This window comes from Pseudomonas sp. NPDC012596 (assembly GCF_042902325.1).
Taxonomy (GTDB): Bacteria; Pseudomonadota; Gammaproteobacteria; order Pseudomonadales; family Pseudomonadaceae; genus Aquipseudomonas.
The window spans coordinates 193,979-207,395 of record NZ_JBIBEB010000003.1; the positions used below are offsets into that span (position 1 = coordinate 193,979).

Sequence of the window (13,417 nt, forward strand, 5' to 3'; positions counted from 1 at the left end):
AGACTCCTCAGAAACTCAGGTTCAGACCCGTTTGGAAGATCAGCGCGTCATCGCGCGCTGGCGAGAACGTGGGGCCTTCCTGGTAAGTAAGACCGTTTACCCAATACACCCCACGGGTCATACGTGCCGCATAGGACACGGACAAGGCAGTCGACGTGCGCTCGGCATCGCCTCCCCCCGCCTCTACCGCATCGTGCGCGTACGTGCTGAAGTAGCTCCGGGTAAAACCAATCGACGCCATGTCACGCTGGCGAGTATCGAATGGACCGATGTAGAAGGCCGTGAGCTGGAAGTCCTTGGTGTAGAGGTTGCGGTCCTCTGGGGCATAGTTGATCTTGGCGTCCAGATACAGGCCTCGGGGGCCAGCCTTGTTCGGCTGCGTCAGTTGATGCGTAACGGCCGCATAGCCACCGTAATTGTTATCGGTCATGCCGCCGTTACGCATGTCGCTGTAGTGACTGGTGTTGTAAATCGCCCCTGCCCTCGCCCAGAACGCTGGCCGATTAGCCCCCGCATCGATTTTGTAACCGACCTCGTCCACCAGCAGTGCGCGAGAACCTTTGACCTTGATTTCAAAACCGCTTGGGTTCTCGTCCAGGTCGTACTGAAAGCGGTTGGGGCTAGCACTCCGTGCCACAGACGCGCGGTTGTACCAACGCTTGCTCGGGTCCTTGATGCCGACTGTAATCGCCGGGCTTGGGGTAAACAGTGACAAGCCAAGTTGCACCGGAATCACACTGGTCGGGCCAAGTGCTGCCGCAGAAGAGTTACCACCCAAGACCATCCCGTAGTATTCACGGATCAAGTTGTAGTAGCCGTATTGAAGCTCCAGTCGGCCATCGTAGAAGCGCTGATTGACAGCGAAGCTGGACATCGTCGCGAAGTTGGGGTTGCCTGACTTGTAACTCCCGGACTCCCAGGTGCCGCCCAGTACAAACTGGGCATCGCCACCCCACCCCATGCGGGTCAGGTCGTAGGTCAACTTGAAGGTTGTCGATTGCCGGTAGGTTGGGTTCTGTCCGTTATACAACTGTGGTTTTTCATTGTGGCCGAGTACGTCGTAACGGAAGTTCGGCTGCACATTCAGCGCCAGCCCCATACCGTTTTCGGCCAGCGTCGAACGCAATCCGAACAATTCGGGAGCGATCGTCTCGCAGGGTTGTGTCTGATGAAGCACCGCTTCGGTGCGTGGCATGAATTTGGCGAAGTCCTGACAGCCATCCGCTGCGGCAGGCAAGGCACTTTGTGGCAGGTTACCCGGGCCGGTTCTGCTTTCGGCCGCCATCGGGGTCACGGCTAGCGCCACAGGAGAGGTTGCAACGCACAGCAAGGCAAACAGCATCTTCGAGAACTGCATAGCTCCATCCTTTATTGTTTTTGATAGATCAAGGTTTCAGGCGCGCAGAAGCCCGCACCGCCTGTAGCCAGGCAGTGGAGGACAGTGTTTTGAATCAGCCGGTCTGCGTAGAGGTGTGGCGCAGGTTTCGTGGGATAAACCAGACAACCAGTAGCGCAACCGACGCAACTCCACCCATGGCGACAATTGCTGTCGCCAGACCGCCGAACGCAGAGGCCAGCAGAGTGACTGCAAACGGGCTGACGAACTGACCGATAAAGAATGCGCCCGTCCAGATACCCACCCCACGGCCGCGGTGTTGTGCACTCAGGCTGCCCAGGCACCAGTTGATCAGCGCGGGGATCAGCATGCCGCAACCCACCTGCGCAACAAACGCTGCGCCAACGGCCCAAGGTATGGTACTGGCTTGGCCAAGCCCAACCAGGCCTATGGCAAACAGGGTAAACACCGTGAATACATGAACGTGGATGTCCTGTTTCGACAGCTTCGCGAACAGCAGCGCGCCCAGCGGCACACCCAACCCGGCAATCGCGCCAGCCATGCCAATATCTGCTGTGCTGGTCAAGCCGAGCAGGTGGAACATCTGACTGACCTGCAACACTTCAACGTAATACAGCACCGCACAAAACAGCGTGACCAAGGCAATGACGCCCATTTTCCGCGCCGGAAAGCAAGCTGCGCCGGCAAAACCTGAAGGCTCGCGATGGGCAACCGGCTCCCAGGTAAAAAACAGCAACATTGCAAAGATCGGGAACGCCAGCAGGTAAAGCAGGAAAGGCCCTTGCCAGCCATAGCCTCCGAGTACTCCGCCGAGGAACATCAACGTCGTGCCTGATAGGGAGCCCACCGCACTTTGCACAGCCAGCCACTTACGCCGCGGCTCGGGCGGATAGAAGTCGCCCATCAGGGTGTTTGCCACGGTCATGATGACTGCCTCGGTGATCCCCAGGCCAAAGCGGCTGATGATAATCGAGGTGAGGTCATGCAAAAAGTACGGAGCGAACCCGCAGATGCCATAGCCAAACACCGCAGCGAGCAACAGACGGCGCCTGCCCAGGCGGTCGGCCAACCACCCCGCCAGCGGCGAGAGCAATGCGATGCAGGCGCTGGGCGCGGTGATTAGCAGCGGAATCAAGAAGCGCGCTTCATGATGGCTACCAAACTGTTCGAACAACAATGGAACGATGGGGATCAGCGACAGCAATCCCATGATCGGCAGTTGCGTGGTAAAGACCAGTATCAGCGCTTGGGCCGCGCCAGCTTTACGCTCGGCTGATGAACCCTTGCTGCTAGAGACCGCATTGGACATGATCGACTCCTGGCACACTTGAGGTGCCTTTTGTTTTTGTTGTGGATCACACAAAGGCTTGAATCAATGATCAATCGTGAAGTACTTCAACATCCCCCTTGTGCCCCACCGCCAGGCTGTACTGAATCAACGCGTCATCGACGGCGTGTCCGATCTGCAGTTGATAACGCCCTGCGATCAATACACTGCGGTTGGCACGGCTGTCCCAGCGGGAGAACGCATCGGCCTGCAGCGTGAGGCGAACCTCCTGCTCGGCCCCGGCTTGCACGAACACCGCAGCGAAGGCTTTAAGCGACAGGCGTGCAGGTTCATCGGCGGCTGATGGCTCCAGCAGATACAACTGGACCACCTCCTTGCCCGCCCGCGCGCTGATATTGCGCACCGTCAGCGAGATCACCAGTTGATCCACCCAATTGCCGTGAACAGCGCCAGGGCTGTAGGCGAAACGGGCATAGCCAAGCCCATAGCCAAAGCTGAATGCCGGATGAGTATCACGTGCGATAAAGCTGCGATAGCCCACCCACCAGCCTTCGTGATAAGCAAGGTCGCCATTGGCAGCAGGGGTCAGCGACCAGACCGGATAGTCGGCTTCATCTCGGGCGAAGGTCACCGGCAGGCGCCCTCCCGGTTCACGCTCGCCAAATACCACGCTGGCCAGCGCGGGCCCAAACTGCTGCCCTGGATACCAGACAACGATGATCGCCGCGGCATCCTGGAGGCACTCCATATCGACCGGATGGGCGACATTGAGTACCACCGTCGTACGGTTGTTCACAGCGCAGACCCGGCGGATCAATTCTTCCTGCGCGGCAGGCAAATGGGTACTGGAGCGGTCGACGCTCTCAAGCCCGGCGTCTGCCGTTTCGCCGACCACCAGCAGAACGTGGTCGGCCTCTTCCGCCAACGCAATCGCCTGCGAAAGAAGGTCGCCAGGCTCTGGCACCTGGCAGCCTAGCCATAGACCGTGGGCAAGACTGCGGGCAATGTCCATGGTCAAACTCAGACTGATTGCTTGCCCCTGCTCCAGGTTGAATGCCGCCGTCGTATGGGGCGCCTGCATCAATTTGCCCATTATGTCGCCTTCGGCATTAGCACCATCGAAGGTGCCCAGCAACGCACCATCGAGCGTCAGCTGCACGCGCCCGGTCCCGCCCCAGTAAAAGCGATATTCACCGCTGCGCGGGGCAACGAAGCGAGTGTTTACCGTCACTTGCGCCTGGTCTTTCAGGGTCAACAGCGGCCCTATACCCGGCATGTCCTTAAACCAGACCAGCGAACTCGCATGGCGGATTTCGCGGTGGCAAGGTTGAGCAGCGCCGGGGGCGAAAAACTCAACCAACAAGCCTGGCTGGCCTTCCCCACACGACAAATCAAGTTCAGTGATCGGCGGTATACGGTGCTCAGCTGCAGCACCCTGGGCATAAATGACTCGTTTGCCAGTGCCCGCCAACGCCTGAGTGAGGGCCTCGAGCGGCGAAACCACATCGTCGGCCAAGGCGACCTTGGCAAAGGTCCCGCCCTGATAGCACGGCCGGATCGCATTAGGCCCAATCACCGCGAGCAGCCCTTTTGAGTCAGACTCCAAGGGCAGCAGATCGCCCTCATTACGCAGCAATACCATGCCCGCTGCAGCCGCCTCTTCGAGTACTTGCAGGCGCCTGTCAGTAGCCGCTGCCGAGCGGTCAGGTGCCTGTGTCGGTTGTGCCCGTGCGGTCAGTCTGCGCAGACGTTCGATTGCATCGTCCAGACGCGCTTCGTCCACGGCATGAAGGCTAGGGTTACCCAGCAGCGCAGCCCCCATGTGTCGGCCTGGTCCAGGCATCTCCAGGTCCAGACCGTTATTCAAGCTGACGATGCCATCCTGCGTACCGAACCAGTCCGACATAACCAAGCCGTCCCAACCCAGGTCGCCCTTCAGCCACTTGCGCAGCACCTGTTCATGCTCGGCACACGCCCGACCATTGACCCGGTTGTAACCCGTGAGCATTGCCCATGCACCGTGGCGCGCAGCATATTCAAAGGGCTTGAAGTAGACATCGCGCAACGCCTGTTCATCGACCACCGCATTCATGCTGCGCCGGTCGGTTTCGGAGTCATTGCACACCACGTGCTTGATTACTGCGGCAACGCCTTCTTGCTGCACGCCCTGCGCCCAGGCCCAACCCAGTTGTGCAATCAACAGCGGGTCTTCGCCGAACAGCTCAAATGCTCTACCGGCCAGCGGGCTGCGCATTAAATTCAGGTTGGGTGCCAGCACCGCCTGAACGCCCATGCGCACGGCCTCTTCGGCAATCACCTGACCAACACGTTGTACCAGCTCGGCGTCCCACGAAGCCGCTAACGCCAAGCCACACGGGGTCAATAGGGCGACATCGCGCTCGTCTACCCGGCCACCTGTGACGCCCATCGGGCCATCGGCCATGCGCAACGCGCTCAGCCCCCATTGCTGATCCGTGCAGGTCGACCACATGTCGGCACCGGCGGTGAACATCAGCTTTTCGGCGAGATCCTCACCAGGCATTTTCAAGCTCCGCAGCCACAACCCGTACAGGGGCTGCCAACGCCTGTTCGGCCACCAGTTGCAACGCTTGGGTGACCCGCTCATCAGTGCAGCTGCCACTGGTGTCGAACAGCTTTACGCCGGCGGTATTCAACGTCACGCCCAATGGCGTAGGCCAGCCGCGCATCGCATGGACGATCGAACGCAAGGCTCCCAACGTTGTATTGCAACCCTGCCAGCCGGCGGCGGTGACGATGCAGCCTACCGCACGCCCGTCGAAGTACACACGGGTGTCGTCACGCAGATCTTCGAGAAGGTCCAGCGCATTTTTTACCAGCCCCGAGACACCACCATGGTAGCCAGGTGTGGCGAGGATAATGCCGTCTGCCTGGCGCACGGCTTCGATCAGCGCCAACTGTCCAGCGCTGCGGGTATTATCCTCGGGGTTGAATGCCGGCAGCTGTGCAAGCTCGGCGCCGCCGAACATGAGGGTGCGGGCACCGCATTGCCTGGCATGCTGCAAGGCAAAGGCAAGCGCGCGCTCGGTGCTTGAGCCGGAACGGGTAGTGCCGCCGATACCGACGATCAGTGGCCCTTGTTTCAATGGTTTAAGAGTATTGGCTTCTGTCATGGGAAAGGGCTCCGGCGGTCACTGAAAACGAGGCATGACGTGTTTGGCAAACAGCTCCATGGACTGACGGCCATAGCGCACTCGCTCTTGCGTGAGGGGGCCATTGGTGAAGCCCATCAGCACGTTGCCGATACCCAGCTGACGGTGCTTTTCCAGCTCTGCAGCAACGGTTTCCGGGCTACCGTGCAGGCACCATGTCTTGATCCATTCACGGCTGAAGCAATCGGGGTGTGGATGCAACTCAACGCCGCTGATCTGCTCGGCTCGCTTGTTGAATTCATACTCGCGGTCGATCGCGCGCTTGTATGCCTTGAGGATTATCTGAAGCTCTTGCTCGGCCTGTTCATCGGTTTCTGCGATGTGCACGCATTGGTAGGTGTGAGTGGTCCAGGACAAGCAATGGTCAACCACCTGCTGGGTATGCCCGGCGGCCTCCAGGGCGTCGCGGTAGCGCGTGAAGTACCGACTAAGGTGCTCGAAGGGCTCGGCGCTGGCGGGTACCGGAGGAGTGAATGCAGGGATAAACGCCGGCCAGCCCATATCAGCGGCGCGCTGCATGCTGGTTTCACGCAGTGCCACTGGCATGATGCGATTGAACGGCCGCTGGAACGCCGTAGGTACGATGCGCTGTACCACTGCCCCTTTGTAATGGCTGGTCTCGAAGGTAATCGGCTCATCTTCGACGCGCTTGTCCCAAAGCCGTTGCACCAAGTCGAGGTTTTCCTGCAAGAGAGCCGATGCTTCCTTGTAGTTCACGCCAAAACCGATCATCTCTTCAGGTGTAGTACCGCTGCCGATACCTACCAGCAGGCGGCCCCCGGTCAACTGATCGAGCAGGTTGACACGTTCGGCAAAACGCACCGGGTGATGCAACGGCACAGTGGTAACAGACATGCCAAAGTGCACGCGTTTGAGCCGACTGGCCAGATACGCGGCGAACATGAACGGGTCACTGGACATCGGTGCGTAGCCCGTGAAGTGGTGATCGGGCATGAAAACCGCGTCGAAACCCAGGGTTTCTGCCTGACAGGCGTGATCGATCAACGCGTCCATGACCGCCTTGTCGTCTTCTGCGGCGGTGGAGCGGCCTACAAGGAACACTGAAAAACGCATAGAAAAACCCTTCTTATTATTGAATCGGAATTCTGATTCTAGATAATTGTCGAAATTAGACCTGAAGTACGGTGCCAGGGAAGATCTCAGAACACGTGCGCCAACGTCTGCAGCACCGAAAACAAGCCGTCATTTGACAGCCGCGAGAGACAGGGATGGAGGATGGTCATGCGAGCCATGGAAGAATTACCTTTTCTTGTTATGCGTGAGCAATCCACTTAAATAGAATGCACGTTCTATTTGCAGAAAATAGCAGCTCGTCCAAAGCTCGTCAACACGTCCAGATGCCCGCTAATGTATGACCTTCGCGACACAATCTTTCTTGCAGCAGTTAAAATCAGCGTTTCATTTCCAACCAGAGGCAGATCCATGTCCATTGCGCCTGGCGCCAAGCAACCCAAACAAGACCGCAGTCGAGCCTCCCTTGAGCGCCTGATGGCCGCTTCACGTGAGTTACTACGCGATGGCACGTTTGAGCAGCTCACCATCGGCGCGATCAGTAAGCTCTCAGGGGTCTCGGTGGGGTCAATCTACGCGCGTTTTCAAGGCAAGGATGATCTGTTTCTGGCGGTAATGACCAATGTACTTGCCGAAATCGATGCGGAGTGGGCCACCCTCTTAAGCGCCATACGCGCGCGCGAGCTGCCACTCGACAAGCGTGTGCCTGCAGTGGTGGAGATGCTTGCCGAACACCTCAAGACCCATGCCAACCTGCTGCGCCCGCTGATGGGCCGCGCATCGGACAAGCACGTCGCCAATTGCGGCAAAGCCAGCTATCTGAAAGCTGCCCATGGTTTTCAGAGCCTATTGCTGGAGTGCTGCGCTGATATCCGCCATCCGAATCCGCCCCATGCGGTAGAGGCGTGCTTTTCGATCACCTATGCCGCACTGGCACGATTCCTGGGGCTTGGCTCTGCCGCCGAAGCCTCCGGCGAGGGTGATTGGGAACAATTGAAAAAAGACCTCGGCATCATGTGTCGGGGTTTCCTTTGCCTGGAAATGGACCACAGTTGATCGGCTTTGCCTTGGTTTGCCGCGCGCAGTGCCCCCCTTAGCTGGGTCGAGTGGCAAGATTTCGACATCCTGCTCTCTCCAATCCCAGGTCCACCGATGCGTACCACTGCCTCAGGAGCTTCTTCGGTGATGCACGCCGCGCGTTCCGAGAGCTTGCGGTCTATCACCCTGTTTGAATAGCGCTGCATGAGTTCGTCAACGTCAGGTAGCAGCGTACGGAGGCACCAAGGCTCGTACGTATTGATCGCATTCACGGCACGCAAGCTCTGCTACCAATCGAATAGCCTCGGACGAGTGCGCTTGGGTATAGCTTACAACCAAGGGCTGGTTGGGGATTGCCAGCCCGCAGTCCACCAGCCTCACTTGACCCGACTCGATGGCATAGCGCACCGGCGCAAGAGGAACAAACGCGTTGCCAAAACCAGCCTGAACCAGTTGCACCAGTGCGGATATCGAACTGACATGGTGCGTCTTGCCGACCGGGAGGCTGAACCTGCGGTAAAGCTCTTTAAGGACCAGATGGGGTTGTGAGTTCTGGCTCATGGTGATGGTCGGCTGCCCCAGCAAATCCAGAATGGGTTGCTGGGCACTGATCATCGCCTGGTTGCTGACTATCCACCCTGTGGCAATCGAGAGGCAGGGAATGCTGGTGATACCGTCACCTTCGATAGGATGCGTCTGCAGGGCGATATCGATCACCCCATCACGTAATGCCTTATGAACACCGGCGCTGGTTTCCGAGGCTAGCTGAACCTCGATACCCGGGTAAGTCGACTGCAGGCACTTCAGGAAGGCAATCAGCCAAGTATGCACCACGCTGTCTACCGCACCGATGCGCACTAACCCCAAAACTTCGTGACTGGGCCGACCCAGATGGCGGATCTCTTGTTCCAAATCCAGCATGCGCTCGCCATAGTCGACCAGCCGCGAGCCGACCGCAGTCAACTTGAGCTCTCGTGTTTCCCGCTCAAACAACCGAGCACCGATCTCTTCTTCAAGCGAAGCGATCCGGTTGGATATGGCAGCTTGGGTCAGGTGCAGATGCTCGGCCGCTGCTCTGAAGCTTTTCAGCCTTGCAATCTGTAAGAACGCCTCGATGAAACGCGTATTCATTGATTCCCCACGAACTCGATCCGGCGGATAGCCCCGCTACCAAGCGGGGCGTTCGATCTAAGAATCGATGATCCATCAGAACAGGCTCAGTGGGTAGCTGATCACGAGGCGGTTTTCGTCGATATCATTACCAAAGGTTGAGCGGACAGTGGCGTTGCGCCATTTAATTGAGGCGTTTTTCCATGAGCCGCCCTGAATGACATAGGTGACCTCACTATTACGCTCCCATTCTCGTCCCTCGCCGCCACTCGAAAGCTGTACTTGGTCGCCCCGGACGTATCGGCTCATGAAGCTCAACCCAGGAACACCCCATGCGGCCAGATCCAGATCGTAGCGCAACTGCCATGAACGCTCTCCAGCATTGGAGAACTGCAGGATCTGAACGAAGTTAACAAGGTAGGGATCGGTTCCGTTTACGTACGGATAAGCATCGTGCCCGCTCATCTTCTGGAAGCCCAGACTCAGTGTGTGGTGCTTCTGGCGGAACCCTACCAAGGCGCCCACTGCCCTGTTGTCGATGTCGCGAAAGTCCTCTATCTCCCCCGCCTTCGCCCAGCGCAAATCGAAAGAGAGGTGTCGATCCGCCGTGAAATCGACGCGCCCTTGGTAATTGGCCAGCGTGTGTTGGTAAATGCCGTCCAGCTTTCCGTAATAAGCCCGGACTTGGCTTTTGTCATTCAGCGCGTAATCCGCTCCGTACAGGGTGAAATCCTCGCTGCGCCCGCCATAGCGGCTGGTCAGCCGCTCCCAGTTAGATGAATCCAAACCCATCGTTTTGGTCACGCGTGCAGCCTGAAGGGTGAGGCCCGCCAGCTCACTGGATTCCAGCGTGGTGGCTTTGAACAGCCCAGGTAGCAGCCGAGAGTCGGCGCTTTGAAGCACGGGCTTACGAAAGGCCATGACGCCCGAGCGAACAAGCGTCCTGGAGTACTTCAATTTGAAGCTCGCGCCCAGTCGGCTGAATTCATCATCCGAACTGCCGTCACGCTCAGTTGGGAACATACCGGTGCCTGCACGATCTGGGCTGGAATCGAGGTTGAGGCCGGTCATGGCGACGCCATCGACCCCCAGCCCAAACGCGCCTTGGGTAAATCCGGATTGGAGTGTCAGAACGGCGGCTTGACCCCATTCCCGTGCTTGGCTGTGACCGTCTGCAGTATTACCTCCAGGCTGGCGAAAGTCTCGATCGAAATACAGGTTTCTGAAGTCAACGTTTGCCCGGCTGTCTTCGAGAAAGCCAGCGGCTCTCAGGTCCGTTGCAAAGGTCAAACACAGGACAGCAGGTACCACGGGCCAATGTGCACGCATGCAGCGACCTCTTCTTCTTGAATAGATGAATACCGCGGGAGGGAGTGCGCACAATAAGGTCGTGCGCTTGCTGGCATTCCCTTAGGAAGGGATCAGCCTTGCGATTGGCGCCCCGTAGCCGACAAGCTCGCCGTCGACCGGGCAATAGCCGACCATGACGCCGGCGGCTTTCACTTTGACGGGTTGAAGGGACTCCCCAACCTGAATGAAGCCGATGATTGCACCCGCCTCGACAGGTTCGCCAACGGCCGCCAGAGCGACGCCCTGCAAAGGATGGGAAGACAAGAACCGGCCGGCCTTCGGAGCCTCGACTAAAGTATCCTGGCGACCCAGGACAGGCAGTTGAACCGGTTCCACGACAGATGTACGGGATTGTGACGCGAAGACCAGAAGCACTGACCCCTGCTCAGTTTCGTACTCACATCTCGCAATACCTCGCCCCTGCAACTGCTCAATCAGTACCGCGAGTTCTTCAACGCTCATGAGGGATCTCCGCAGACTGACCAAAGCCTTGTTCGAAAAGATGTTCCAGGTGATGGATGTTGTAGCCGCCAGCTGTGAACCCAGGTTCATCCATCAACCGTCTGTGCAGTGGAATGGTGCATGAAATCCCCTCCAGCACGGTTTCTTCTAGTGCCTGGCGCATCCTGCTGACGGCCTCCTCGCGGTTGCTGCCATACGTAAGTATCTTGGCCACCAGCGAGTCGTAGTGGGCCGGTACTCGGTACCCTGAATACAAGTGGGACTCGACACGAACTCCCGGGCCGCCAGGCGCAAGCCAATGGTCAACTGTGCCCGGTGCCGGCGTGAACCGCCATGGATCCTCGGCGTTGATGCGACACTCGATCGCGTGCCCGGTCACGGCGACATCCTTCTGGCCGAACGACAGAGGCTCCCCCCGGGCGATTCGCAACTGCTCCACCACCAGATCGATACCGGTCACCAACTCAGTCACCGGATGCTCGACCTGGATTCGGGTATTCATCTCGATGAAGTAGAAAGCCCCGTCTTCGTAGAGAAACTCGAAAGTGCCCGCGCCGCGATAGCCAATGTGCACGCAGGCGTCGACGCAGCGTTGCCCGATCTCTGCGATCGCCTCTCGTGAAACACCGGGGGCAGGAGACTCTTCGATCACCTTCTGATGCCGCCGTTGCATGGAACAGTCACGCTCACCAAGCCATACCGCATTGCCGAATCCGTCTGCCAGGATCTGGATTTCGATATGCCGAGGGTTTTCGAGAAAACGTTCGATGTAAAGGGCCGGGTTACCAAACGCACGATTGGCTTCTTCCCGCGTGGTGACCACCGCCTGAGCCAACTGGCTTGGCTCGCGGACGATGCGCATTCCCCGCCCGCCTCCACCACCTGCTGCCTTCACAATCAGCGGATACCCCACATCTCGGGCTATGTCAGCCACCGCGTGTGGGTCGCCAGGCAGAGCGCCGTCCGAGCCGGGCACGCAAGGCACGCCGGATTCCAGCATGGCCTTCTTGGCACTGACCTTATCGCCCATCAGGCGAATGGCTGCAGCGGTGGGGCCGATGTACACTCGACCGGAGCGTTCTACAGCCTCGGCAAAATCGGCACGCTCAGACAAAAAGCCGTAGCCGGGGTGGATGGCGCCCGCACCGGTTAGCTCGGCGGCCTCCAGCAGGCGGCCGATATCCAAGTAACTTTGAGCCGAGGCGGCGGGGCCAATACACAGTGCCTGATCGGCCAATTGCACATGGCGCAGATCGGCGTCTGCCGAGGAATGCACGGCAATAGTCCGAATTTGCAATGCCCGGCAAGCACGCAGGATTCTCAAGGCGATCTCGCCTCGGTTGGCGATCAAGACTGAGTCAAACATGGGCGTCCTCCATCGATTGCAGCTCTATCAGCGGCGTCCCTGCCTCTACCGAAGCACCGTCCTCTACCAAGATGCGCACCACACGCCCGCTGCGCTCGCTTTCGAGCACGTTTAGCATCTTCATCGCCTCAATGATTCCTACCTGCTGGCCTTCCTCAATGACAGTGCCAACATCCACGAAAGCGGACTCATCCGGCGAAGGGGCGCGGTAGAAAATGCCAGTCAATCCGGCATCAATGGTCCAACTCGATTGGCGTGTCGGCGTTGCCATTGATGACTGCGCTTGAGGTGGGCGAGGCTGCAGGGGCACCGTCCGCCCCGACTCTTTGACCAACCGAATACGGGTGCCGTCTGCCGAGTATTCGATTTCACTCAATGCGCTGTTTTCGAGCAGGCTGACGAGCCGTTCGACAAGGGGTTTGTCCATCAGCGGGATCCCTCAGCGAAAGCACAAACCTGGACGGCGGCCAACTCCAAGGTCTTGCGTAGTACCCGTGCCATGCTGATTGCACCTGGCGTATCGCTGTGCACACAGATGGTGTCGATATGAACTGGAAGCATGCGTCCGCTCACCGTTTCGATGCCGCCTGCCTGAACCATGCGCAGCATGCGCTGGGCGGCGAATTCCACGTCGTGGAGCACTGCACCAGGCTCCTTGCGATGAACCAGATGGCCCGCCTCGGTATATGCACGGTCCGCGAAGACCTCTGCACGAGTTTCGAGGCCCATATCATTGGCAATCGGAATCATGAGTCCACCCGCGAATGTGACGCAGACGAGCTTGGGGTCGACGGCTTTGACGGCCTTGGCGATCGCCTTGGCAACCTCAGGGTCCGTTTGGGTGAGATTCCCGAGCGCACCATGGGCTTTGACGAACGTGATGGGGTGACCGGCGTAACTGGACAGCGCCACAGCTGCACCGACCTGGTAGGCAACGAAACGCTCAATTTCGCCGGTCGTGTGCGGAATCACTCTTCGACCGAAACCCCACAGGTCTGGGAAACCGGGATGGGCTCCCACTGCTACGCCCTTGGCTTTGGCCTGGGCGAAGGTGGTAGCCATGATCTCAGGGTCGCCGGCATGCAGTCCGCAGGCGACATTAGCAGAGGTGACGATATCGAGGATGGCGTCATCGTCACCCATTTTCCAGGGGCCGAAGCCTTCGCCCATGTCCGAGTTGATATCAATGCGTAAAGTTTTGTTGTTCATTGTCTGTTCCTCGA

At 58.7% G+C, this 13,417-nt stretch carries 12 protein-coding genes; 1 reads left to right on the forward strand and 11 read right to left on the reverse strand.

Going from position 1 to position 13,417, the window contains the following annotated elements:
- Window positions 1–7 precede the first annotated feature (7 nt).
- From ACFY68_RS05515 to ACFY68_RS05535, 5 genes are all read right to left on the reverse strand, one after another.
- Window positions 8–1,357, reverse strand: coding sequence for a carbohydrate porin (locus tag ACFY68_RS05515; RefSeq protein ID WP_387524202.1), 1,350 nt, complete (start codon window positions 1,355–1,357; stop codon window positions 8–10).
- Between the two features lie 94 nt (window positions 1,358–1,451).
- The gene (locus ACFY68_RS05520) at window positions 1,452–2,666 is read right to left on the reverse strand and encodes an MFS transporter (protein ID WP_387524204.1); all 1,215 of its coding nucleotides are present in this window, start codon (window positions 2,664–2,666) and stop codon (window positions 1,452–1,454) included.
- A 70-nt stretch (window positions 2,667–2,736) separates the two neighbouring features.
- Entirely contained in the window at window positions 2,737–5,187 is a 2,451-nt protein-coding gene (locus ACFY68_RS05525; RefSeq protein ID WP_387524206.1) for a beta-glucosidase, read from the reverse strand.
- Window positions 5,177–5,797, reverse strand: coding sequence for an NADPH-dependent FMN reductase (locus ACFY68_RS05530; protein WP_132845601.1), 621 nt, complete (start codon window positions 5,795–5,797; stop codon window positions 5,177–5,179). The genes ACFY68_RS05525 and ACFY68_RS05530 overlap by 11 nt, the downstream gene beginning before the upstream one ends.
- 18 nt (window positions 5,798–5,815) lie before the next feature.
- Complete coding sequence (locus tag ACFY68_RS05535) at window positions 5,816–6,910, reverse strand: LLM class flavin-dependent oxidoreductase (protein ID WP_387524208.1); 1,095 nt, start codon at window positions 6,908–6,910, stop codon at window positions 5,816–5,818.
- A 369-nt stretch (window positions 6,911–7,279) separates the two neighbouring features.
- On the opposite strand from ACFY68_RS05535, the gene ACFY68_RS05540 reads away from it, so the two are divergent.
- Entirely contained in the window at window positions 7,280–7,924 is a 645-nt protein-coding gene (locus ACFY68_RS05540; protein WP_387524210.1) for a TetR/AcrR family transcriptional regulator, read from the forward strand.
- Between the two features lie 201 nt (window positions 7,925–8,125).
- Here the strand turns inward: ACFY68_RS05540 and ACFY68_RS05545 are convergent, their stop codons facing one another.
- The 6 genes from ACFY68_RS05545 to ACFY68_RS05570 form a co-directional block, all read right to left on the reverse strand.
- Window positions 8,126–9,037: a LysR family transcriptional regulator gene (locus ACFY68_RS05545; RefSeq protein WP_387524213.1), complete on the reverse strand. Its 912-nt coding sequence runs from the start codon at window positions 9,035–9,037 to the stop codon at window positions 8,126–8,128.
- Window positions 9,038–9,112: 75 nt separating this feature from the next.
- Window positions 9,113–10,345, reverse strand: coding sequence for an OprD family porin (locus ACFY68_RS05550; RefSeq protein ID WP_387524215.1), 1,233 nt, complete (start codon window positions 10,343–10,345; stop codon window positions 9,113–9,115).
- 81 nt (window positions 10,346–10,426) lie between these two features.
- Window positions 10,427–10,828 (reverse strand): hypothetical protein, encoded by a 402-nt coding sequence (locus tag ACFY68_RS05555; RefSeq protein WP_387524218.1) that lies wholly within the window; start codon window positions 10,826–10,828, stop codon window positions 10,427–10,429.
- Window positions 10,818–12,194, reverse strand: coding sequence for an acetyl-CoA carboxylase biotin carboxylase subunit (accC, locus tag ACFY68_RS05560; protein WP_387524221.1), 1,377 nt, complete (start codon window positions 12,192–12,194; stop codon window positions 10,818–10,820). Before accC ends, ACFY68_RS05555 begins: the two co-directional genes overlap by 11 nt.
- Window positions 12,187–12,621, reverse strand: coding sequence for an acetyl-CoA carboxylase biotin carboxyl carrier protein (locus ACFY68_RS05565; RefSeq protein ID WP_387524224.1), 435 nt, complete (start codon window positions 12,619–12,621; stop codon window positions 12,187–12,189). Before ACFY68_RS05565 ends, accC begins: the two co-directional genes overlap by 8 nt.
- A complete protein-coding gene (locus ACFY68_RS05570) occupies window positions 12,621–13,403 on the reverse strand; it encodes a LamB/YcsF family protein (RefSeq protein ID WP_387524226.1) in 783 nt (260 codons plus the stop codon). Before ACFY68_RS05570 ends, ACFY68_RS05565 begins: the two co-directional genes overlap by 1 nt.
- Between the last annotated feature and the right edge of the window lie 14 nt (window positions 13,404–13,417).